The sequence below is a fragment of the Hymenobacter sp. J193 genome (genome assembly GCF_024700075.1).
Classification (GTDB): domain Bacteria; phylum Bacteroidota; class Bacteroidia; order Cytophagales; family Hymenobacteraceae; genus Hymenobacter.
Genome location: NZ_JAJONE010000001.1, coordinates 1,136,884 through 1,158,744 on the forward strand (window position 1 = coordinate 1,136,884; position 21,861 = coordinate 1,158,744).

Genomic DNA, 21,861 nt, shown 5'->3' on the forward strand with positions numbered 1-21,861 from the left:
TATGTGATACGGAAATGGGTTTGATAGAACATTGCTAATAATACGACAAACGCTATTAAGCTGTACAATAAGTTTTGCATAGGCCTTAAAACAGGTTTCCCCGTTTCTGCTGGCCAGAAACGGGGAAACGGACGCCTTCGGTTTTACGAAGCCTCTAGTGATGCGCCAGGCTGCTGTCGGCCTCAGCCAGATCCAGCACCGGGTCGGGCGCCACAAAGTTGTCCACGAACTCGCCCTCCCAGCGGGCCACCACGGCCGTAGCAAGGCAGTTGCCCAGCACGTTCACCGCCGTCCGGGCCATGTCCATCAGTGCATCAATGCCCAGGATGATGAATACCGGCCACGACGGCAGGTTGAACGAAGCCACCGTGGCCAGCAGAATCACGAGGGAAGCACGTGGCACGCCGGCTACGCCCTTGCTGGTGAGCATAAGCGTAAACACCATCACCAGCTGCTGGCCAAACGACAAGTCGATGCCGGCGGCCTGCGCCACAAACACCGCCGCCAGCGACAGGTAGAGAGTGGTGCCATCGAGGTTAAAGGAGTAGCCCGTAGGCATCACAAAGGCCACCACCCGGCGTGGTACCCCAATGCTTTCCATGGCCTCCATGGCCCGGGGCAGCGCCGCTTCCGACGACGTAGTGGCAAAAGCAATGCTCACGGGCTCGGCAATAGCCTGAATAAAGCGCCGGAGCGGGATGCGGGCAATCAGGGCGATGGGCAGCAGCACCAGCAGCACGAACGAAAGCAGCGCGGCGTAGAGCGTCAGCAGCAGCTTGAAGGCATTGAAGAGCGGGTCGAAACCCATTTTGCCCACTGTGTAAGCCAGCGCGCCGCCCACGCCAATTGGGGCGAAGTACATAACCACGTTGGTGAACTTGAACATCACCTCCGAAAGGCTTTCCGACCACTCCAGCATGGGGCGGCGGTGCTTGCCGTGTACCATAGCCAGCCCAATGGCGAAAATGATGGCAAATACCACCACTTGCAACACCTGTCCTTCGGCTATGGACTTGGCAATGTTTTCGGGGAAAATGTGCAGGATTATGTCGCTCGTGCTTTGCTCCACGGCCTGCAGCTTCTCAGTATCGGCGGCAATGCCGGAACGGTCGATGCCGGCGCCGGCGCGGGTGAGGTTGATGGCCGCCAGCCCGATGAACAGCGCAAACGTGGTGACAATTTCAAAGTAGATCAGTGCCTTCAGCCCCATGCGGCCCACCTGCTTGAGGTCGGCGTGGCCAGCAATGCCTACCACCAACGTGGCGAATACCAGCGGCGCAATAATGGTCTTGACCAGTCGCAGGAATACGTCACTGAGCACTTTCAGCTGCACGGCCACCGTCGGGAAGTCGTGGCCGATTTCGGCCCCGACCAGCATACTCACCACAATCCAGAAGGTGAGAGAGCGGCGCTCGGTGGCGTAGGCAACCACGGCGGCCAGGGCCAGCCAGCGGGCTACCCGGGCTACTACCGGGTCCAGGGCCAGCAGCTGATAGTTGGAAAGAACGGTGAGGATGGCAGCCAGCACGAGCAGCAGCCCGGCCAGCAGTGCGAAACGCGAAAACTTCATGCGAAAACCAAGCAGAATAGATGGGAGGTCTGGCAAAGATAGGTTTTTAGGACACGGCTACCTGCCGGGCCAGTAGCGCGGCGGATTACCGCTGTCCGTACCTTGCTGCCTCGCTTTACTTTCAGCCCTACCCCACCTATGCTGAACTGGACTCTGCAGGCCCGGCCGCTGCCGCTTCGCTACACCTGGAAAATCTCCCGCAATGCCTCCGAGGCTAAAACCAACCTGTTCGTTGGCGTTGCAGAGGCTGGTAAGAGTTCCGCCGGCTGGGCTGAAGCGGCGCCTAACATCCGCTACGGCGAAACGCCCGAGCTACTGCAAAGCCAGTTTGAGGGGCTGCAGATAGCCGGACTACCCCTGGTGCAAAGCGAAGACGACCTAGCCGCACTGCTACATGCCCATCCCGTAGCCTATGCCCTGCGGTTTGCTCTCGAAGCGGCCTACATCCATCTGCGGGCTGCCGGCCAGCGTCAGTTCGTGTGGCAATACCTGGGCGTGCCGGCCCCGGTGCCCGTGCCCACGGCATTTTCCCTACCCATTATGGAGCCCGGCGCGGTAGCAGGGTTTCTGGCTGAGCACCGCGCCGGGCGCTTTTCCCTGCTGAAAGTGAAAGTCAACCGGGAAAGTGGACTGGAACTGCTGCGGGCCGTGACGCAGGCATTGCCCGGGCAGCCGCTTATCGTGGATGGCAACGAAGCCTGGGCCGATGCCAATTCCCTGCTGCAGTTTCTGGAAGCCTGCCAGCAGCTGCCGGGCCTGCAGGTGCGGGTGCTGGAGCAGCCTTTGCCCGCCGCCGCGGCCGCCGACTATTGCTACCTGCGGCCGCGCAGCCCATTTCCGCTTTTTGCCGATGAGTCGGTGACGCACGACGCGGATTTTGCCGACACAGCCCGGCAGTTTCACGGCGTGAACATGAAGCTGATGAAAGCCGGCGGCTACCGGCAGGGACTGGAAATCCTGCGCCAGACGCGGGCACACAGCCTGCAAACCATGCTGGGCTGCATGGTCGAAACCTCACTGGGCATCTGGTCGGCAATGCAGGTGAGCGGGCTGGCCCAGGTGCACGACCTTGACGGTTTCCTGATTATACGAGACGAGCCCTTCGGTTTCGTGCGGGAAACCGAAGGGCTCGTGGTGGCGCAGGCGGGGGCGCCGCTGTTGATCTAAACTATTTCAGCTGCTGCAGTTGCTGCTCCAGCTGCTGAATCTGCTGGTCGAGCTGGCTGGTATCGGTGGGGCGCTGGGCATTCACGCTCAGCAGGGAAATCTTCTGGTTGAGAAGCTGAATTTTCTGCGCCATCAGATCCAGGCGCGAACTCAGGGACGTGAGCCGGCTGTCGAAATCAGCAGGCGACATGGCCGCGCCCCGCTCTACATAAGGGTCGAACTTGGCACCGGGCTCGGCTTTCTGCCCGCGGGCCGCGGCGGCACTGGCCGGGGTAGCAAAGATTATTTCGCCGCCGCTGGTCACATAGTCACCTTCCTGCAGCGTGGTAATCTTGCCGCCGGGCAGCTCCACGATGCCGCTTTTATAGTTGACCTTGGTGCCATTGCCCAGGCGCACGTTCTGGGTGAGCGGCGTGGGCCGCCCCCCCTGCACCAGCACCACGCTCCCGTTTTGCATCAGAAAACGGTCGGAAGCCCCGGTGCTGACGGCGCCGGCCGGTTTCGGCGCGGTTTTGGTTTGGGCGGCGGCATCAAGCGAGGCCACCAAGGCCAGCGCGAGTAAAGCGGAAGAAAAAAACGGCGCATAAGCGGTTGAGTTCAGGAGTGTCAGCCTCATACGCAACTGCGCTTATCAAGGATAAAGCAGAACTTGCCGCCGAAAAAAATCTTCCATTTTCAGGAAACGATGTTTGTACATTAAATGTATGTACATATATTTGCAGCGTAATTCCTGGATAGCATGTCCCATTCCATGAGAATTGAAGACGAGATTAAGCAGGCCAACTTTCAGAGTGTCTACCAGAAAGTATACATCAACCTGGTGTATACGGCTGGCTGGCTGGAGCTCCGGCAGGCGGCGGCTTTCAAAGAATTCAATATCACCTTACCCCAGTATAACGTGCTGCGGATTCTGCGGGGCCAGCACCCCCGGCCTTCAACCGTCAACATGCTGATTGAGCGCATGCTGGACAAAACCAGCAACGCCTCACGCATCGTGGACAAGCTGGAGGCCAAGCAGCTCGTTACGCGCCGGGTGTGCCCCAGCAACCGCCGCGCCGTGGATATCTGCATCACGGAAGCGGGGCTGGCGCTGCTGGATACCATGCAGCCGATGGTGGAGCAGCAGGCGCACGGCCTGCACAAGCTGTCGGAGCAGGAAGCCGAGCAGCTGAGCCATCTGCTGGATAAACTTCGAGACTAATTTTTCACGCGTACTTTTTCTCTTTTCTCTTTTTCATTGTCATGAAAAAATTGTTCTTCCCGGCGCTGGTTGCTGCCGTTCTGGCCTCGGCCCCTGCTTTCGCTCAAAAGCCAATGGCGCAGAAAACCACCGCTGGCACCGACAACGCGGCCGCTACGGTATACAAATTACAGCCCCAACTCAGCACCATGGGCTGGCTGGCCAAAAAAGTAACCGGCCAGCATAACGGCACGGTGCAGTTCAAGGACGGCGAGATGCTGGTGCGCGGCAACAAGCTGGTAGGCGGCACGTTCACGGCCGACATGAACTCTCTGAAGGTGGTAGACATCAAGGATGAAGGCACGAACGGCAAACTGGTAGGCCACTTGCGCTCCGACGACTTCTTCAGCATCGAGAAGAACCCGACCTCAACGTTCAAAATCACCAACATCACGCCCATTAAGGCTGATGCCCAGGGCAACAACGCCACCATCACCGGCGACCTGACCATCAAAGGCATCACCAAGCCCGTGACGTTCCCGGCTAAAATCGGGGTGAAAAACGGGAAAGCTTCCGCCAGCGGCGTAGCCACTATCGACCGTACCCAGTTCGACATTCGCTACGGCTCGAAATCGTTCTTCGAAAGCATCGGCGACAAAGCCATCGACGACACGTTCACGCTGAGCTTCAACGTTATTGCCAATAAGTAACCTACCTGCCGCCCAGTCACTCCTTAACGGATGATGGGGCCGCCAGGTAGTCAAAGTAAAAAGCCCCGCTGGCAGCTGCCGACGGGGCTTTTTTGTAACATCTTGTGCAGCTAGTTGCTGCCGGCAGGAGCCGGAGTTGCCGGCGTAGCGGCGGGTGCCGTGGCAGGAGCAATGGTGGTGGCACTGTTGCGCAGCGTTAGTTTGAGCGGAGCTACGTTAGTTTCGCGCAGCGGCAGAAGGCCATATACCGTTTCGCCGGGGCGAATTACCTTATTGGTCATGTCATAGCGGGCCAGCTCGTTGCGCATATTCTTGTTAGCTGTGCCAGCGCCAATCATGTTGCCGGCTGCAATGAAGGGGCCAGTTGGCAGAAACACCGAATTATTTCCTGTTGCTTGGCCGTTGACACTTGTGGAACTTTGGATATTGAAATTAAGGGGTAGATATAGCAGGTAAATAGCTACTCCTTGCTTGAGGTCTTCAGAAGCCTGCAAAGAGCCTACCGGTTGGATAGGCCGGTCACCAAATGACAGCTCAAGGTCGCGGGAGAAATTGAGCTCGGAGGCTGTATTGTTTTTGACCTGTACAGCTACCAGCTGATACCCGCGCTTACGTTCTTTTTTACGTACTTCTTGTTAGGGCCATGAGTAAGCAGGGCGCCATACCGGTAACTAAACTCGACGGGTACCCCCTTGCCACTGGTAGATTGATAAGAGGTGATACGCTCGGGCTGGATGGCGCGGTAGCTGCCAGCACAACCAGCTAAAGTAGAGGCCACGGTAGCTGCTGCCACTAGGTTGGTAAAGGTTTTCTGCATGAGATAAAGAATGAATTTAAGCTGTTGCAATACCACACGTTGGTATCTCCGGGCAAAGCTAAGTGGTTGGTTTATCTCCGCTTCTCCCCCAGATAAAAATACTTGAAATAACCGGTTGGTTTATTCCGGCAGCTCCCGCTCACGGGGCAGCATCCGATTCCTTAACTGGCTGCAGTATAGAAGCTACCGGCCGGCCGGGCTGCTGGGCACAAAGACCACTTTCTTAGTCTCGAAGAACTCTTCCCGGAAATAATCGGGCAGGTCGAACACCTGAGCGGCGAGGCCGGACTCTTCGATTTCCTCGGTCAGGTCGCCGCCTTTGAGGTAGTAAAGGCCACTGGAGGGCAGGCCGTGGGGCTTGTAGCGGTGCTCAATCCAGGGGTGGAACGTGGCCAGACGGGCCACGGCGCGGCTCACCACGAAGTCGAACTTGGGGCGCACCTGCTCGGCGCGGATTTGCTCGGCCGTCACGTTGGCGAGGCCCAGCGCGTGGGCCATTTCCTGCACTGCCCGGATTTTCTTGCCGATGCTGTCGATGAGGTGAAACTTCACTTCCGGAAACAGGATGGCCAGCGGCAGCCCGGGCAGGCCGCCACCGGTTCCTACGTCCAGCACCGAGGAGCCGGCCGGAAACTCTACTACTTTAGCAATGCCCAACGAGTGCAGCACGTGGCGTTCCGCCAGGTTGTCCACGTCGGTGCGGGCTACCAGGTTCAGGCGCTCATTCCAGCTGCGGAATTCGGTGATGAGGCCGCTGAACTGCTCGCGCTGCCGGTCGGTGAGGTGCGGAAAGTAGTGGGCAATAATATCCATCGGGCAAAGATAAGAATGCGCGGTAGTGGCGGCCAGCCTCATAGAAAAGCCCCGACTCGCGCCGGGGCTTTTAACTATTCAGCTTTCAACAAAAAGCCCTTTAGATAATGTGCTTCTTGTTTTTTACCATGTCATAGAGCAGCTCGCGGGCGCGGTGCAGCTGGGCCTTCACGGTGCCGAGGGGAGCTTTCAGCTCCTGGGCAATTTCCTCGTAGCTCAGCTCGTCGAAATAGCGCAGCGACACCAGGCGCTGGTACTTCTCGGGCAGCCGGGCCACCACGTGCTGCATGATTTCGATTTTCTGGTTTTTAATGGCCGTTTCCTGCGGGTTCAGGTTGTTGTCGCGGAAGTCGATGGTGATTTCGTCGCCGTTGTCAATTTTGATGGCCGAATCAATTGACATCGTTTTGATTTTATTCTTGCGAATAAAGTCGATACAGTTGTTGGTGGCAATGCGAAACAGCCAGGTGCTGAAAGCAAATTCCGGGTTGAACTTGTGCAGGTTGCGGAAAGCCTTGGCAAACGCTTCGATGGTGAGGTCCTCAGCGTCGTCGGGGTTGCGCACCATTTTGAGCACCACGTGGTACACCGGCTTCTTATAAATCTGCATTAGCTCGGCGTAGGCCTTTTCGTCGCCGTGCTCCACGGCGGCCCGAATCAGCTTGAAGTCGTGCTTGGCTTTAGCGGAAAACTGCTTCTGTATTTCCTGATTGTTTACTTCCATCGGAGAGAGCGGTAAAGGAACAGTGAAATTCCCAGAGCTAAGTAATAAAAAAAGTAGACAGCATCCAGAAAAGGTAGCACTCCTACCGGCAGCGGGTCGTCGAGCCGACGGCCGAGCTGCCCATAAGCGGTGCAAATGGCCGCTGTGCGCACCAGCCACACGGCTGCCAAAGGTACCCAATCGGGACGGGAAAACAGCAGCGCCACTGATATGCCGTAGAAAAGCACGTTACTGGCCATAAAGTTTCCGATCCGCATCCGGTCGGCCAAACGGTAGCGCCGGCCGGCCGACAAGTGCCGCCGTTTTTGTCGCCACCACGCGCCCCAGCTGGTTGCTGGCTCGCTGAGAGTATGGGCCGCCGGCTCGGCTACCACCACAGTCCGCGCCCCGCGCTGTACGGCATCCTGCACCAGCAGGTCGTCGTCGCCGCCGAGGGAGCGGATGTGGGAGGCAAAGCCCTTGGTAGAGTGAAAGACTGCCCGCGTGTAAGCCAGGTTGCGCCCCACCCCCATATAGGGGTAGCCGCGCCACGCGAACGACAGATACTGCGCTCCGCTCAACAGGGTTTCAAACCGAATCATTTTATTTAAAAAGCCTGTTTCGGCGGCGTAGGCCGAATATCCGATGACCAGATCGGCGGGCCGGGCAAAGCCGCGCTGCATCAGTCTGATCCACTGATTGGTAGCCGGAATGCAGTCGGCATCGGTGAAGAGCAGGCGCGGGTGCTGGGCCGATTTGATGCCCAGTGTGAGGGCATACTTTTTCGGTGACAACCCCTCCGGTGTGCGGCCCACGGACACCAGGCGCACGTGCGGGTAGTACTGGGCCAGCTGCTGCACGTACAGGTACGTGTCGTCTTCGGAACGGTCGTCTACCAGAATCAACTCGAAGCCGGCGGGGTAGTCCTGCTGAAGCAGCAGGGGCAGCAGGCGGCGCAGGTTTTCCAGCTCGTTGTGGGCGCACACCAGCACCGACACCGGCTCCTCCAGCGGCTGGTCGGGAGCGTCGGCCGGAGTCTCGGGGGCACGACGGGCGAAGGGCAGAAAGTAGTAGCCCACGTAGTACAGCTGCACCAGCAAGCACACGAGCAGCAGCCAAACCAACGGGGAAAACAGGGGTAGCACGATGCAGAACAGGGGTAAGCCCGCAAAAGTAGGCATTCGGCGGCGGTGGGCTACCTTTGTGGTTGTCTTCGGTTGATAGTTGTCCGTTGCCAGTTGTCCGCCATGATATTCCCTGACAACCGGCAACAAGCAACTGGCACCTATCAACCGACAACCGGCAACTGATTTCCCGCATGACCTTCGATTTAGTAGCGCAAGATCCGCAGACCAAAGCCCGAGCCGGCGTGGTCCACACAGCCCACGGCATCATTCAAACACCCATTTTTATGCCGGTGGGCACGGCGGGCTCCGTGAAAGCAGTGCACCAGCGTGAGCTGAAAGAGGACATCAAGGCCCAGATTATTCTCGGCAACACCTACCACCTGTACCTGCGCCCGGGCCTCGACGTGCTGCGCCAGGCAGGCGGCCTGCACAAGTTCAACGGCTGGGACCGGCCCATTCTCACCGACTCGGGCGGCTACCAGGTATACTCGCTCAGCAAGACGCGCAAAATCAAGGAGGAAGGCGTGAAGTTCCGCTCCCACATTGATGGCTCTCAGCACTTGTTTTCGCCGGAGGGCGTAATGGACATTCAGCGCATCATCGGGGCCGATATTATTATGGCCTTTGACGAATGCACGCCTTGGCCCTGCGAGTACGGCTACGCCAGCCGCTCCCTCGACATGACGCACCGTTGGCTGCAGCGCTGCATCGAGCGGTTCGACAGCACCGAGGGCCTCTACGGCTACCAGCAGACGCTTTTCCCCATTGTGCAGGGCAGCACCTTCAAGGATTTGCGGGTGAAGTCGGCGGAGTTTGTGGCCCGGCAGGAGCGCGAGGGCAATGCCATTGGCGGCCTGAGCGTGGGCGAGCCGGCCGAGCTGATGTATGAAATGACGGAAATCGTGTGCGACATCCTGCCTCAGGACAAGCCGCGCTACCTGATGGGCGTGGGCACCCCGGCCAACATCCTCGAAAACATTGCCCTAGGCGTGGATATGTTCGACTGCGTGCTGCCCACCCGCAATGCCCGCAACGGCATGCTCTTCACCACGCAGGGCATCATCAATATCAAAAACAAGAAGTGGGCCGACGACTTCTCGCCCATTGATGCCGAGTTAGGCGGCTACGCCAGCACGTTCTACTCCCGCGCCTACCTGCGCCACCTGTTTCAGGCCAGCGAGTACCTGGCCGGCATGATTGCCTCGGTCCACAACCTTACCTTCTACCTCTGGCTGGTAGGTGAGGCGCGCCGGCAAATCCTGGCCGGCACCTTCCGCGAGTGGAAAGAGCGAATGGTGCAGCAGGTGATGGTACGGTTATAGTGAGTTGTCATAAGACGCTGTCATTACGAGCAGCGCGAAGCAATCCGTCCTGGGCAACGTGCTGAACCCCGAGACGAGACTAGCTTAACACACGTTATCCTCTTTCCAAGGGCTTTGTGGGGTAAATAATGATTTTTGCGTTGTACAGGACGGATTGCTTCGCGCTGCTCGCAATGACACGCTTTAAGCACGAGGCACTAACAACTAAGCACCAACGTGAAGCTGCTCGATAAATACATTTTAAAGAAGTTTCTGACGTCTTACATCTTCACGGTGGTGATGCTGGTGTCGGTTATCTGTGTGATTGACTTCACGGAGAAAAACGACGACTTCATCAAGCACGACCTGGGAGCCTGGCAGATTATTTCGGAGTACTACGTGAACCTGTTTCCGTACTTCGCCAACCTGCTTTCGCCCATCACCGTGTTTATTGCCACCGTGTTCGTGACGGCGCGGCTGGCGGCGCGCACCGAAATTGTGGCCATGCTCAGCAGCGGCATCAGCTTTCAGCGGCTGCTGGTGCCTTACCTCATGGGCGCCACCATCATCGGGGTGTCGATTTTCGGGCTTATTGGCTGGGTGATTCCGAATGCCAACAAGACGCGCGTCACGTTTGAGCGGGCCTACATCAAAAACCCCTTCCGCTTTCAGGCCCGCAACATCCACATCAAGATCGGGCCGAAAAGCTACGCCTACATGGAGAGCTACGACAACGTGAGCAACATTGGCTACCGTTTCGCGCTCGAAACCATTGAGGGCACCCAGCTCAAGCGCCGGCTCACGGCCAACACCATCCAGTGGGACTCCACGCGCAAGGCCTGGCAACTCTCGCCCCAGCTGATTCACACCTTCCAGGGCGACAAGGAAACCCTGCGCAGCGTGCCAGCCCGCGACACCACGCTCAACCTCTACCCCAAGGACTTTGCCAGCACCTACCGCCTGGCCGAAACTCTCACCCTGCCCGAGCTGAACCGCTTTATCCAGCAGAAAATTGACCGGGGCGCCGACGACACCGAAACCTACCTCATCGAGAAATATGAGCGGTACTCCTACCCGTTCGCCATCCTCATTCTGACCACTATCGGCGTCATTCTGTCGTCGCGGAAGTCACGTAGCGGCGTGGGCGGGCAAATTGCACTGGGCTTCTCGCTGGCCTTCGTGTTCATCATCTTCGTGATTCTGAGTCGTAACCTGGCCCTGGTCGGCGACTTGTCCCCACTAGTGGCAGCGTGGGTGCCCAGCACCATCTTCACGCTTATTGGCGCGGCCCTGTACCGGTTGGTACCCAAATAAAGGTGAACTGGTGAAATGGTGAAATAGTGAGTTCGATATTCGGCTGGCGCAGTTTGCGTCAGCTGCGCGGACAGACGTCAAACTCACTATTTCACTACTCACCATTTCACTATATCTCCCTATGTTCAAGGATTACCTGCGTCTGCATTTTATTGTGTTGCTCTGGGGCTTCACGGCCATTCTGGGGCGGATGATTTCGGTGCCGCCGGTAGAGCTGGTGTTCTGGCGCACGCTGCTGGCCGCGACCGGGCTGGCGTTGCTGCTGGGGCTGCGGCGGCAGCCCTGGCGCGTGCCCGCCGCCGAGATGCTGAAGATGCTGGGCATCGGGGTGCTGGTGGCCGCGCACTGGATTACCTTTTTCCTGGCCGCGCGCCTTTCGTCGGTGAGCGTGTGTCTGGCCGGACTGGCTACGCTGGCCCTATGGACGTCGCTGCTGGAGCCGCTGGTGCTATGGCGGCGGGTGCGCATCTACGAGGTAGGCCTAGGCCTGCTCACGATGGTGGGCCTGTACCTGGTGTCGCAGGCCGAGCTGGACCAGCTTACGGGACTGCTGGTAGCGGTAGTATCGGCCGGTTTATCGGCCTTGTTCAGCGTGTTTAATGCCAAGCTGGTGCAGCGCCACACGCCCCTGCAGCTCACGCTCTACGAAATGGCCGGGGCCTGCCTGAGCATCGTGCTGTTTCTGCCTTTCTACAGCCAGTATTTCACCGAGGGCCGGGGCCTGCAGCTGGGACTAACGGGCCTCGACTGGCTGTGGCTGCTGCTGCTGGCGGGCGTGTGCACGGTGTACGCCTTCTCCTCGTCGGTGGAGCTGATGAAGCGCATTTCGGCCTTCGTGGTGAGTTTGACAATCAACCTGGAGCCCGTGTACGGTATTCTGCTGGCGGTGCTGATGTATACGCTGCGGATACCTGGCTTCGGGCAGGAGCGGCTTTCCACGGGCTTCTACCTGGGCACCTTGTTGATTCTGCTTAGTGTACTGATCCAGCCCGTGCTCGACCAGTGGCTTAAGCGCCGCCAGCGCCGTGCCGAGGCCGCTGAAGTGCTGATGGGGTGATGAAAGAGGTGCTGATGGGGTGATGAAAGTAGTACGTGCCCCTACGTTACCGTTGCACGACACGTACTGGGTGCGGGCAACGGCGGGCGGGGGCAAGCCCCGCCCCTACTCCGTTATAACTGTCCGTCCCACACCTGGTACTCAGTCGGCAGGGACGTCTTCGGGGGCATTTCCGCACCGGGAAACAGGCCGTACACCGCCGAGCCGGAGCCCGAGAGGCTGGCGTACGCGGCCCCGGCCGCGTAAAGGGCCGCTTTGATGTCGCCCAGCACAGGATAGTGCGGAGTCAGCGCCTCCTCAAAGTCGTTGCTGACGGTGTGGCGCCAGGTTTCCAGGGGTTGCTGCAGCGCCCCTCGCAGGCTGTGGCGGGGCGGGCGGGGCGTCACGCGGGCGTAGGCCTCGGCCGTGCTGATGTGCAGACCGGGGTAGATAACCTTGCAGGCCACTCCGCGCAGGTCTAGGCTGATGTCCTCGAATATATCTCCTTTCTCAACGGCGAAAACCGGCTTGTTTTGGATAAAGAACGCGCAATCGGCCCCGAGCCGGCGGGCGTAGCTTTCCAGGCTTTCGGCGGAAAGCTGCAGTTGAAACAGGCTGTTGAGGGCGCGCAAGGCAAACGCTGCGTCGCCGGAGCCACCGCCCAGCCCCGCCCCGATGGGCACTACTTTATGCAGGTGCAGCTGCACCGGCGGCAGCGCAAAATCGGCCTGTAGCAGCTCGTAGGCGCGCAGGCAGAGGTTGGTGGCCAGCTCACCGGGAATGGGAATACCTGTGAGCGTGAGCGTGGTGGCAGCCGCGGGCAGTACCTCCAGGGCGTCGCACCAGGGCAACGGCACAAACACCGATTCGAGCGTGCGGAAGCCGTCGGGGCGGCGGCCGGTCACGTAGAGGCCCAGGTTGAGTTTGGCGTTCGGAAAAACGAGCATAGAAGAAGCTTTAGCTGTCAGCCCTTGGCAGTCAGCACAGGCAGGAAAACGCTGCAATATTCCGATTCCGGCCGAATTCTAGTCGAAAACCATTTGCTTTGGCATTGCGGCCCTCCGTCTTTTTCAGCTAAGCCCTAACAGCCAATGGCCAACCACCAACCGCCAACCTGGTACCTGCGCCACGGCAAGCGCCTGCTGGATGTGGCCGTGGCCGCGCCCGCGCTACTGCTGGCCCTGCCGGTGCTGGCCCCGGTAGCGGCAGCGCTGGCCTGGCAGAACGGCGGCGCGTGGCTGTTCCGGCAGCGGCGGCCGGGCCTGCACGGGCAGCTATTCACGCTCTACAAGCTCCAGACGATGACCGTCTGCCATAATGCCGCCGGCCAGCTGCTCCCCGACGCCGACCGCCTCACGCCGCTGGGCAGTTGGGTGCGGGCTACGTCGGTGGATGAGCTGCCCCAGCTCTGGAACGTGCTACGCGGCGACATCAGCCTAGTGGGCCCCCGGCCGCTGCTGGAGCAGTATCTGCCGCTGTACTCGGCCACGCAGGCCCGGCGCCACTTAGTACGGCCGGGAATCACGGGCTGGGCACAGGTAAACGGCCGCAACGCCATCAGCTGGGAGCAGAAATTCGCGTACGACGTCTGGTACGTCGACCACGTTTCTTTCCGGGTTGATCTGCGGATTCTCTGGCTGACTCTGCGGCGGGTGCTAGGTGCCCACGGCATTTCGGCACCCGGCCAGGCCACTATGGAAGCTTTTCGCGGCACTTCTTCTGATTCCTCTTCTCTCTGATATGACGCAGCTTTTCTTTTCCGATATCCACAACGCCGACGGCGACGCGCCCCGGCCCCTGGCCATTGTGGGCGCGGGCGGCCTGGGACGGGAAGTGCTGCTGCTGGTGCGCCAGCTCAACGAAGTGCAGCCTACCTGGGACGTTATCGGCTTTTTCGATGACCAAGCTCCTGTCCTGCCCGCCATCCACGGCGTGCCCTACCGCGGCACTGTGGCCGACCTGAACGCCTGGCCCGACCCTTTGCACGTGGCCGTGGCCGTGGGCAGCAGCCGCAGCCGCGCCGCCGTGGTGGGCCGCCTCACCGGCGAGCAGCTGTCGTTTGCCACGCTCATTCATCCCAGCGTAGCCCTCCGCCCCTACCAGCAGATTCAGGTGGGCGAGGGCTGCATCATCAGCCAGGGCTGCATCCTCACCACCGATATTACCCTGGGCCGCCACGTGCTGCTGAACCTGGGCTGTACCATTGGCCACGATGCCGTGCTGGCCGACTTCTGCTCCCTGATGCCCCATGCCAACGTGGGTGGTGGGGCCCAGCTGGAGGCAGAGGTCTACCTGGGCACCAATGCCACCGTCATCCAGCAAGTGCGCGTGGGTGCCCGCACCGTGGTAGGTGCCGGGGCCGTGGTAGTACGCCCCCTCCCCGCCGACTGTACCGCCGTGGGCGTGCCGGCCGTGGTAGCAAAGCAGCACCCAACCTCCTAAAGACGGTTGAGCATCAGCGACCTATAACGGAGGTTGATATTTTCGCAAAAGAATCCACCCTTTTCCGTGCAACAGGCCGCGCCGCGTCGTATCTTATTCGGTAGCTGACGCCGGTTTTCGGGTTGTTGGCCGCCGCTTCTTCCGCTCTCCACCTATGCGTAGCCAGGATTTCGACCGTTTATACTTATCTCCCCCGCACCTGGGCCGCCACGAACTCAACTACCTGCACAAGGCCATTGAAGACAACTGGGTGGCGCCCGTCGGCCCCAACCTGGATGGGTTTGAGCGTGACATCTGCGAATTTACCGGTGCCGGCCACTGCGTAGCGCTTACTTCAGGCACGGCGGCCATTCACCTGGGGCTGCGGCTGCTGGGCGTCGGTCCCGGCGACGAAGTATTGTGCTCGTCCTTCACCTTTGTGGCCACGGCCAGCCCCATTCTGTACCTGGGTGCTACGCCGGTATTTGTGGATAGCGAAGCCGAGACCTGGAATATATGCCCGGAGCGGCTGCGCGAAGCCATTGAGGACTGTATCCGGCAGGGCCGCCGTCCCAAAGCCTTGATACTGGTCCATCTCTACGGCATGCCCGCCCGCCTGCGCGAAATCCTGGCCATAGCGACGGAGTTCGACATTCCGGTGCTGGAAGATGCGGCCGAGGCCCTGGGCTCCCGCTACGAGGGCCAGCCCCTGGGTTCCTTCGGGGCCGTGGGTGTTTTCTCCTTCAACGGCAACAAGATTCTGACGACCAGCGGCGGCGGTGCCTTGGTTACCAACAACGCTGCCTGGGCCCAGAAAGCTCTTTTCTGGGGCACTCAGGCCCGGGACGCTGCGCCGTACTATCAGCACTCGGAGCTGGGCTACAACTACCGGCTCAGCAACCTGCTGGCGGGCATCGGGCGCGGGCAGATGGGGCTGTTGGAAGACCGGGTGAAAAAGCGCCGGGAAATTCACGCCTGGTACTGCGAGCAGCTGCGCCACGTGCCGGGCCTAATTTTCGGCCCCCAGGAGCCGGCCGGCAGCCGATCCAACCGTTGGCTTACTACCGTGCTGCTCGACGCGGAACAAACCACCGTCACGCCCGAGCAGCTGCGCCTGCACCTGGAAACCCGCAACATCGAAAGCCGCCCGCTCTGGAAACCTTTGCACCTGCAGCCGCTTTTCGCCGGTACGCCGCGGTACGGCGGCGCCGTGAGTGAGGACTTGTTCGCGCGCGGCCTTTGCCTGCCCAGCGGCTCCGCTATGTCGGATATGGACTTACGCCGCGTTTTGGAAGCGGTAAAGGAGGTGATGTAACGAACCAGTACCAGCATAAAATCTGGTCCAGCAGTACATAAAGTTCAATAGGCAGCACAAGACGCCCAAAGCTTGGTGCAGAGAGTATAAGCTTTTTGGCTATAGTACAAACCAGACTGCTTCTACAACCCTTTCAGCACCTGCTCTAAATCAGCTAGCAAGGCTTCTACCGGCTCTATTCCCACGGACAAGCGCACTAGCCCTACCGTGATGCCGAGTTCCTGCTGCTGCTCCGGCGTGAGGGAGCGGTGCGAAGTACCGAGCGGGTACGACAATGAAGAATCGACACCGGCCAGGGACGGCGCGAACGGAAAGCCCTGGCACGCCCGGATAAAGCGGTTCACGACGTTGACATCATCGGCCAGCAGAATGGACAGCATTCCGCCAAACAGCCCCGCGCCCTGCTCCCGGGCCAGTTCATGCTGCGGGTGGTCAGGCAGGCCGGGGTAGTACACGGCCCGCACGGCTGGCTGCCGTTGCAGAAACTCAGCAACAGCCAGGGCATTGTGGCTATGCTCGCGCATCCGCAGGCGCAGAGTTTTAAGGCCGCGCACTGCCAGCCAGCTTTCCATAGGGCTCAGGGTAAGACCGAAAAGTACCCCAATCTGCTTAAGGCGCGCCGCCACGGCCGCATCGGCAGCTACTACGGCGCCGGCCGTTACGTCGGAGTGGCCACTGAGGTACTTGGTTACGCTGTGCAACACTAGGTCGGCACCCAGGGCGAGGGGGCGCGTGAGGATGGGGCTGGCAAATGTGTTGTCGACGACCAGCTTCAAACCCAGGCCGTGGCACACGCCGGCTAGCCGGCGCAGATCGGCAACGCGCAGCAGCGGGTTGCTGAGGGTTTCGCAGAGCAAAAGGCGCGTGGTGGGCTGCACGAACGGCGCCAGATCGTAGAGCTGTTCAAAGGGCACGTAGCTGACGGAAATACCCAGCCGGCTCAGCTCCTGGTTCAGCAACGACGACGAGCCCCCGTAGATATCAGCCGCACACAGCACATGGTCGCCGGCCTGGCAGCAGGCCAGCAGTGACGCCAGAATGGCCGCCATGCCCGAGCCCGTGGCAATGGCCCCGGCACCGCCTTCCAACGCATTTACTTTTTCGGCCAGTTCGTCGGAGTTGGGGTTGCCATTGCGGGAATAGAGGTAGCGGCTGCCAGGCTCCCCGAAATACAGCTCCAGCTCCGTCAGATCTTCGAACTTGAAAACGGACGTCTGATAAACCGGGGTGATTTTAGGGTGAATGTGCATAGCCGTTGCGCGCAGAGTTTCGCAGTGAAGGGTGCAGGAGCCCGCAGTGGAAGGCCACTGCGGGCTCCTGCAAACAAAGAAAAAGCCTTTCCCGCAAAGGAAAGGCTTTTTACCTCAAGCTAAAACCAAGTTACGCCGAAGCGCCCTCGGCCAGCACGATAACCTTGTTGCGGAGCACTTCCACCACCCCACCATCGATGCGGAAGGTGGTAGCGCCGCCGTTCAGCACCACGTTGCCTTCTTTCAGGGCCGAAATCAGGGGAGCGTGGTCGTTCAGCACTTCAAACAGGCCGTCGGTACCCGGAAACTGGGCCGACGAAACCTCGCCTTCAAACACCTTACGGTCGGGTGTGATGATTTCCAGATGCATGCTTTCTAATGTGCTAATGTGGGTTTAATGTGCTGATGTGCTACTGTGGAAAACGTGCTGTCAACGGTAGCACATTAATCCACAGTAGCACATCAGCACATTAACAATTACTTGGCTTCGGCAATCAGCTTCTCGCCTTTGGCAACGGCATCCTCAATGGTGCCTACCAGGTTGAAAGCTGCCTCGGGTAGGTGGTCGTAGGTACCGTCGATGATGGCGTTGAAGCCTTTGATGGTATCCTTGATGTCAACCAGTACGCCGGCCAGACCGGTGAACTGCTCGGCCACGAAGAAGGGCTGCGACAGGAAGCGCTGCACGCGGCGGGCGCGGTTTACGACCTGCTTGTCTTCCTCGCTCAGCTCGTCCATCCCGAGGATGGCGATGATGTCCTGCAGTTCCTTGTAGCGCTGCAGAATCTCCTTCACGCGCTGGGCCGTGTTGTAGTGCTCGTCGCCGAGAACTTCAATCGACAGGATGCGCGAGGTGGAGTCCAGCGGGTCCACGGCCGGGTAGATGCCGAGCTCGGCAATCTTGCGCGACAGTACCGTGGTAGCATCCAAGTGAGCAAAGGTGTTAGCCGGAGCCGGGTCAGTCAAGTCATCGGCTGGCACATATACGGCCTGTACCGAGGTGATGGAACCGCGCTTGGTGGAGGTAATCCGCTCCTGCATGGCACCCATTTCGGTGGCCAGCGTGGGCTGATACCCTACGGCCGAAGGCATACGGCCCAGCAGAGCCGATACTTCGGAACCAGCCTGGGTGAAGCGGAAGATGTTGTCGATAAAGAACAGGATGTCGCGGCCGGCACCGGAACCGTCGCCGTCGCGGAAGTTTTCCGCAATGGTGAGGCCCGATAGGGCTACGCGGGCCCGGGCTCCGGGGGGCTCGTTCATCTGGCCGAACACCAGCGTGGCCTGCGACTTGAGCAGTTCGTTCTGGTCAACCTTGGTCAGATCCCAGCCGCCTTGCTCCATCGAGTGCTTGAACTCCTCACCGTACTTGATGATGTCCGACTCAATGAATTCGCGCAGCAGGTCATTGCCTTCGCGGGTACGCTCACCCACACCGGCAAACACCGACAGACCAGCGTAGGCCTTGGCGATGTTGTTTACCAGCTCCATGATGAGTACGGTTTTGCCTACACCGGCACCACCGAACAAACCAATTTTGCCACCCTTCACATAGGGAGCGAGCAGGTCAATTACTTTGATACCCGTGAAGAGAACCTCCGACGAAGTAGCCAGGTCTTCGAAGGGCGGGGGCTGGCGGTGAATCGGCAGCGGGCCGTCGCTCTTGGGCTGGGGAATGCCGTCGATGGCATAGCCTACCACGTTGAACAGGCGGCCTTTTACGCCTTCGCCCGTGGGCATCGACATGGGCGCACCCAGGTCGCGTACTACGGCGCCGCGGGTCATACCCTCGGTCGAGTCCATGGCGATGGTGCGCACCCGGTCTTCGCCCAGGTGTTGCTGGACCTCCAGGACTACCACCTGGCCATTGTCTTTCGTGACTTCGAGGGCGTCGAGGATGTTAGGAAGCTTGGAGCTTTCACCCGCGAAGCTCACGTCTACGACGGGCCCGATAACCTGGGTGATTTTGCCGGTATTCGCCATTGCGTTTCTTTATAGTGAGTGGGCAACGTTTTCAGGCCGCAAAACTACGGCTTAATTGCCGCTTTGCCAAAGTCGGCCCGCACAGAAAATTTTCCGGTTTCGCCCGGTTTCTTCCGCCCCTGAAAATCAAGCATTCAGACTCCATAAAACGGCGCATTCGGGCCTACTGGGCGGAATTCTCGCGAAATATTTTTCACCAAAAATTTGCCTTGAATAAAACCCGTAGTACATTTGCACACCCAAACGGAACACCATAGCGGTACTACGAATGGGAAATTGTCCGATGGTGTAACTGGCAACACGCTTGATTTTGATTCAAGAAAGTCCAGGTTCGAGCCCTGGTCGGACAACCGACTAAGTAATGCGAAAGGCGCTGAGTCTTCCTCTCCGGAAGATTCGGCGCCTTTCGCTTTTTCCCCTTTTTCCATTTTGCCCATGTCACAGCAGGTTAAAATATTCGCCGGCAACGCGTCCCGCGAGTTAGGAGAACAGATTGCCGCCGCGTACGGTCAGCCCCTCGGCGACCTGAGCATCCAGCGCTTTGCCGATACGGAGCTGGGGCCGAGCTTCAACGAAAGCGTGCGGGGCTGCGCCGTGTTCCTGATTCAGAGCACCAACCCGCCCGCCGAAAACCTGATGGAGCTGATGCTGATGGTGGACGCGGCCAAGCGTGCCTCCGCCGCGTCGGTAACCGTGGTGATGCCCTACTACGGCTACGCCCGCCAGGACCGCAAAGACAAGCCGCGCGTGAGCATCGGGGCCAAAGTGGTGGCCGAGTTTGTGCAGAGCGTGGGCACTGACCGCCTGATGACCTGCGACCTGCACGCGGGCCAGATTCAGGGCTTCTTCGATATTCCCGTCGACCACCTCGACGGCGCCACCGTTTCGGCGCCCTACATCAAGTCGCTCAACCTCGACAATCTGATCTTCGCCTCGCCCGACGTGGGCGGCGTGGTGCGCACCCGCGCCTTCGCCAAGAAGTTCGGGGCCGAAATCGTGGTCTGCGACAAAACCCGCCTGCGGGCCAACGAAATTGCTTCCATGCAGGTTATCGGCGACGTGACGGACATGAACGTGGTGCTGATCGATGACATCGTGGACACGGCCGGCACCATCTGCAAGGCCGCCGAGCTGCTGATGGAGCGCGGAGCCAAGTCGGTGCGGGCTGTGATTACGCACGGCGTGCTGTCCGGCCCGGCCCACGACCGGATCCGCGACTCGGTGCTGGAGGAGCTGGTTATCACCGATACCATCACGCTCAAGCAGGAAAACCCCAAAATCCGGGTTATTTCGGTGGCTAACCTCTTCGCCCAGGCCATTCACAACGTGGTGTCGCACGAGTCGATCAGTTCGTTGTTTATATAAACTGCCGGTTCCCAACCCTTATTGGGTTTTGACATGACTAATACATACATCGTTTTAGTTATTGTTGGGATTTTGCTTATCCTGTTATTCTGTATAGTCTACTGGATACTCTCTGCTCGTTCGTTTGGCCAAGGTCTTCTACGGGCACTACTAGCTCTCGTCAGTGGTGGTCTTTTTGCGTTTTTATTTGTCATAATAATACTGTTATACATCGTATTTAGTCCATCTACAGACCAAGAACAGTCTCAAGATAGCGGGGGCGCTTTATTCGGAACTTTCTATTCCCAAACAAAGCGCCTATCTTTGCGGCCCGTTTGCCTGCTGTGGGTGAGCGGTTTTCATTCTCCAAACACACTCCTTTATGAAAAGCCTCGAGATTGTAGGGTTTAAAAGAGCGAATCTCGGTAAGAAAGATGCCAAGGCCATCCGCCTCGAGTCGTACGTACCGTGCGTACTGTACGGCGGCGCTGAGCAAGTGCATTTTTCCGCTCCCGCTATCCTGTTCCGTGAGCTGCTGTACACCCCCGAGGTGCACATTGTAGATCTGAACGTGGAAGGCACCATGTACCGCGCCATCGTGCAGGACGCCCAGTTCCACCCCGTGAACGAAATGCTGCTGCACGTTGACTTCCTGGAGCTGCAGGAGGGTAAAGAAGTGAAGATGGATATTCCCGTGAAGTACATGGGAACCTCGCCCGGCGTACAGCAGGGTGGCAAGCTGGTAAGCAAGCTGCGTAAGCTGAAAGTAAAGGCTGCTCCCGAGAACCTGCCCGATTTCGTGGAGGTTGACATCTCGGATCTGGGCCTGGGCAAATCCATTAAAGTGAGCAAAGTGGAGCCTAAAGGCTACACCATCCTCACCAACCCCCAGGCGCCTATTGCCACCGTTACCATCCCACGTGCCCTCAAAGGCACGCTCAACGCCGACAAGTAAGACCACGGATTAGTACGAATCTTAGCGGATTTCACGGATTTTGTGGACGGCTCGGCATTCGTTCTTTTCTACCTCGGAAGGCCATCCTGCTCTCAGGGTGGCCTTCTGCTTTTCGGGGGTTACTGGCGCATCCGCTATTTTTGCCCGCGGACTCTGCGGGCAGGACAACCCGCACTGACTACAAATCCGTGAAATCTGTTTACATCTGAGTTAATCCGTGAGCAAGTTTTTAGTGCTGTGCCTGGGCAACATCGGGCCGGAATACGCCAATACGCGGCACAACGTAGGCTTTATGGTGGGCGACTACCTGGCCCAAAAGCACGACGCCGCACCCTGGGCGCTGGGCCGGCACGCCTTCACTACCGAAATCCGCCATAAGGGCCACACCTTCGTGCTGGCCAAGCCCACTACATACATGAACCTGAGCGGTAAGGCAGCGGCTCACTGGCTAAGCGCGCTCAAGCTGACGAAAGAGCAGATGCTCGTCGTCACCGATGACCTGGCGTTGCCCTTCGGCAAGCTGCGGCTGAAAGCCAAAGGCTCGGCCGGCGGCCAGAATGGCCTGAAGCACATCCAGGAAACTCTCGGCTCCGACGAATACGCCCGCCTGCGCTTCGGCATCGACTCCAGCTTCTCGAAGGGCCGCCAGGTAGACTACGTACTCAGCCCCTTCTCGGCCGATGAAAACATTGATCTAGAAGGCCGCCTGGAAAAAGCCGCCGAAGCGGTGCTGGCCTTCGGCACCATGGGCGTGGAGCGGGCCATGAACGTGGTGAACGTGAAGTAAGGGCCTCACCCCGACCCCTCTCCCAAGGATAGGAAAGCCGGTGACTCCGCTGGAAATGATTTGTCAGC

23 protein-coding genes and 1 tRNA gene are annotated in these 21,861 nt (G+C 59.2%); 13 read left to right on the forward strand and 11 right to left on the reverse strand.

Annotation, left to right across the window (positions count from 1 at the left end):
• Nucleotides 1–154: 154 nt before the first annotated feature.
• The gene (locus LRS06_RS04875) at nucleotides 155–1,570 is read right to left on the reverse strand and encodes a dicarboxylate/amino acid:cation symporter (protein WP_257870451.1); all 1,416 of its coding nucleotides are present in this window, start codon (nucleotides 1,568–1,570) and stop codon (nucleotides 155–157) included.
• 138 nt (nucleotides 1,571–1,708) lie between these two features.
• Between LRS06_RS04875 and LRS06_RS04880 the strand changes: the two genes are divergently transcribed.
• Entirely contained in the window at nucleotides 1,709–2,737 is a 1,029-nt protein-coding gene (locus tag LRS06_RS04880; protein ID WP_257870452.1) for a dipeptide epimerase, read from the forward strand.
• A 1-nt stretch (nucleotide 2,738) separates the two neighbouring features.
• Here LRS06_RS04880 and LRS06_RS04885 read toward each other — a convergent pair whose 3' ends face one another.
• The gene (locus tag LRS06_RS04885) at nucleotides 2,739–3,353 is read right to left on the reverse strand and encodes a DUF6799 domain-containing protein (RefSeq protein ID WP_257870453.1); all 615 of its coding nucleotides are present in this window, start codon (nucleotides 3,351–3,353) and stop codon (nucleotides 2,739–2,741) included.
• Nucleotides 3,354–3,476: 123 nt separating this feature from the next.
• On the opposite strand from LRS06_RS04885, the gene LRS06_RS04890 reads away from it, so the two are divergent.
• Both LRS06_RS04890 and LRS06_RS04895 read left to right on the forward strand, forming a co-directional pair.
• On the forward strand, nucleotides 3,477–3,938 hold the full coding sequence (locus tag LRS06_RS04890; RefSeq protein WP_308239868.1) for a MarR family transcriptional regulator: 462 nt from the start codon (nucleotides 3,477–3,479) through the stop codon (nucleotides 3,936–3,938).
• Nucleotides 3,939–3,979: 41 nt separating this feature from the next.
• Nucleotides 3,980–4,627, forward strand: a complete 648-nt coding sequence (locus tag LRS06_RS04895) for a YceI family protein (RefSeq protein WP_196953455.1) — start codon at nucleotides 3,980–3,982, stop codon at nucleotides 4,625–4,627.
• Nucleotides 4,628–4,737: 110 nt separating this feature from the next.
• On the opposite strand, the gene LRS06_RS04900 is transcribed toward LRS06_RS04895, so the two are convergent.
• From LRS06_RS04900 to LRS06_RS04920, 5 genes are all read right to left on the reverse strand, one after another.
• Nucleotides 4,738–5,004 carry a hypothetical protein gene (locus LRS06_RS04900; RefSeq protein ID WP_257870454.1) on the reverse strand — a complete coding sequence of 89 codons (267 nt, stop codon included), beginning with the start codon at nucleotides 5,002–5,004 and terminating at the stop codon, nucleotides 4,738–4,740.
• 212 nt (nucleotides 5,005–5,216) lie between these two features.
• On the reverse strand, nucleotides 5,217–5,444 hold the full coding sequence (locus LRS06_RS04905) for a hypothetical protein (protein WP_257870455.1): 228 nt from the start codon (nucleotides 5,442–5,444) through the stop codon (nucleotides 5,217–5,219).
• Nucleotides 5,445–5,627: 183 nt separating this feature from the next.
• Nucleotides 5,628–6,257 carry a 16S rRNA (guanine(527)-N(7))-methyltransferase RsmG gene (gene rsmG, locus LRS06_RS04910; protein WP_257870456.1) on the reverse strand — a complete coding sequence of 210 codons (630 nt, stop codon included), beginning with the start codon at nucleotides 6,255–6,257 and terminating at the stop codon, nucleotides 5,628–5,630.
• Nucleotides 6,258–6,357: 100 nt separating this feature from the next.
• Nucleotides 6,358–6,981, reverse strand: coding sequence for an RNA polymerase sigma factor (locus LRS06_RS04915; protein ID WP_196953458.1), 624 nt, complete (start codon nucleotides 6,979–6,981; stop codon nucleotides 6,358–6,360).
• A complete protein-coding gene (locus LRS06_RS04920; protein ID WP_257870457.1) occupies nucleotides 6,972–8,141 on the reverse strand; it encodes a glycosyltransferase in 1,170 nt (389 codons plus the stop codon). Before LRS06_RS04920 ends, LRS06_RS04915 begins: the two co-directional genes overlap by 10 nt.
• Before the next feature lie 137 nt (nucleotides 8,142–8,278).
• Between LRS06_RS04920 and tgt the strand changes: the two genes are divergently transcribed.
• From tgt to LRS06_RS04935, 3 genes are all read left to right on the forward strand, one after another.
• A complete protein-coding gene (gene tgt / locus LRS06_RS04925; protein WP_257870458.1) occupies nucleotides 8,279–9,409 on the forward strand; it encodes a tRNA guanosine(34) transglycosylase Tgt in 1,131 nt (376 codons plus the stop codon).
• Between the two features lie 216 nt (nucleotides 9,410–9,625).
• The gene (locus tag LRS06_RS04930) at nucleotides 9,626–10,702 is read left to right on the forward strand and encodes an LptF/LptG family permease (protein WP_257870459.1); all 1,077 of its coding nucleotides are present in this window, start codon (nucleotides 9,626–9,628) and stop codon (nucleotides 10,700–10,702) included.
• A 121-nt stretch (nucleotides 10,703–10,823) separates the two neighbouring features.
• Entirely contained in the window at nucleotides 10,824–11,759 is a 936-nt protein-coding gene (locus tag LRS06_RS04935) for a DMT family transporter (protein ID WP_257870460.1), read from the forward strand.
• 113 nt (nucleotides 11,760–11,872) lie between these two features.
• Here LRS06_RS04935 and ispE read toward each other — a convergent pair whose 3' ends face one another.
• Complete coding sequence (gene ispE / locus LRS06_RS04940) at nucleotides 11,873–12,685, reverse strand: 4-(cytidine 5'-diphospho)-2-C-methyl-D-erythritol kinase (RefSeq protein WP_257870461.1); 813 nt, start codon at nucleotides 12,683–12,685, stop codon at nucleotides 11,873–11,875.
• Between the two features lie 144 nt (nucleotides 12,686–12,829).
• On the opposite strand from ispE, the gene LRS06_RS04945 reads away from it, so the two are divergent.
• From LRS06_RS04945 to LRS06_RS04955, 3 genes are all read left to right on the forward strand, one after another.
• Nucleotides 12,830–13,477 carry a sugar transferase gene (locus tag LRS06_RS04945; RefSeq protein ID WP_257870462.1) on the forward strand — a complete coding sequence of 216 codons (648 nt, stop codon included), beginning with the start codon at nucleotides 12,830–12,832 and terminating at the stop codon, nucleotides 13,475–13,477.
• 1 nt (nucleotide 13,478) lies between these two features.
• A complete protein-coding gene (locus tag LRS06_RS04950; protein ID WP_257870463.1) occupies nucleotides 13,479–14,180 on the forward strand; it encodes a NeuD/PglB/VioB family sugar acetyltransferase in 702 nt (233 codons plus the stop codon).
• 154 nt (nucleotides 14,181–14,334) lie between these two features.
• A complete protein-coding gene (locus tag LRS06_RS04955; protein WP_257870464.1) occupies nucleotides 14,335–15,474 on the forward strand; it encodes a DegT/DnrJ/EryC1/StrS aminotransferase family protein in 1,140 nt (379 codons plus the stop codon).
• A gap of 122 nt (nucleotides 15,475–15,596) precedes the next feature.
• On the opposite strand, the gene LRS06_RS04960 is transcribed toward LRS06_RS04955, so the two are convergent.
• From LRS06_RS04960 to atpD, 3 genes are all read right to left on the reverse strand, one after another.
• Complete coding sequence (locus LRS06_RS04960) at nucleotides 15,597–16,724, reverse strand: PLP-dependent aspartate aminotransferase family protein (protein ID WP_257870465.1); 1,128 nt, start codon at nucleotides 16,722–16,724, stop codon at nucleotides 15,597–15,599.
• Nucleotides 16,725–16,854: 130 nt separating this feature from the next.
• Nucleotides 16,855–17,094 (reverse strand): ATP synthase F1 subunit epsilon, encoded by a 240-nt coding sequence (gene atpC, locus LRS06_RS04965; RefSeq protein ID WP_196953467.1) that lies wholly within the window; start codon nucleotides 17,092–17,094, stop codon nucleotides 16,855–16,857.
• A 107-nt stretch (nucleotides 17,095–17,201) separates the two neighbouring features.
• The gene (gene atpD / locus LRS06_RS04970; RefSeq protein ID WP_257870466.1) at nucleotides 17,202–18,707 is read right to left on the reverse strand and encodes a F0F1 ATP synthase subunit beta; all 1,506 of its coding nucleotides are present in this window, start codon (nucleotides 18,705–18,707) and stop codon (nucleotides 17,202–17,204) included.
• A gap of 277 nt (nucleotides 18,708–18,984) precedes the next feature.
• Here atpD and LRS06_RS04975 point away from each other — a divergent pair.
• The 4 genes from LRS06_RS04975 to pth all read left to right on the forward strand — a co-directional run bounded on the left by LRS06_RS04975 (nucleotide 18,985) and on the right by pth (nucleotide 21,793).
• A tRNA-Gln gene (locus tag LRS06_RS04975) sits at nucleotides 18,985–19,057 on the forward strand.
• Between the two features lie 85 nt (nucleotides 19,058–19,142).
• Nucleotides 19,143–20,072: a ribose-phosphate pyrophosphokinase gene (locus LRS06_RS04980; RefSeq protein WP_257870467.1), complete on the forward strand. Its 930-nt coding sequence runs from the start codon at nucleotides 19,143–19,145 to the stop codon at nucleotides 20,070–20,072.
• A gap of 361 nt (nucleotides 20,073–20,433) precedes the next feature.
• Nucleotides 20,434–21,006 (forward strand): 50S ribosomal protein L25/general stress protein Ctc, encoded by a 573-nt coding sequence (locus tag LRS06_RS04985; RefSeq protein WP_257870468.1) that lies wholly within the window; start codon nucleotides 20,434–20,436, stop codon nucleotides 21,004–21,006.
• Nucleotides 21,007–21,223: 217 nt separating this feature from the next.
• Nucleotides 21,224–21,793 carry an aminoacyl-tRNA hydrolase gene (gene pth, locus LRS06_RS04990; RefSeq protein ID WP_196953471.1) on the forward strand — a complete coding sequence of 190 codons (570 nt, stop codon included), beginning with the start codon at nucleotides 21,224–21,226 and terminating at the stop codon, nucleotides 21,791–21,793.
• Nucleotides 21,794–21,861 lie beyond the last annotated feature (68 nt).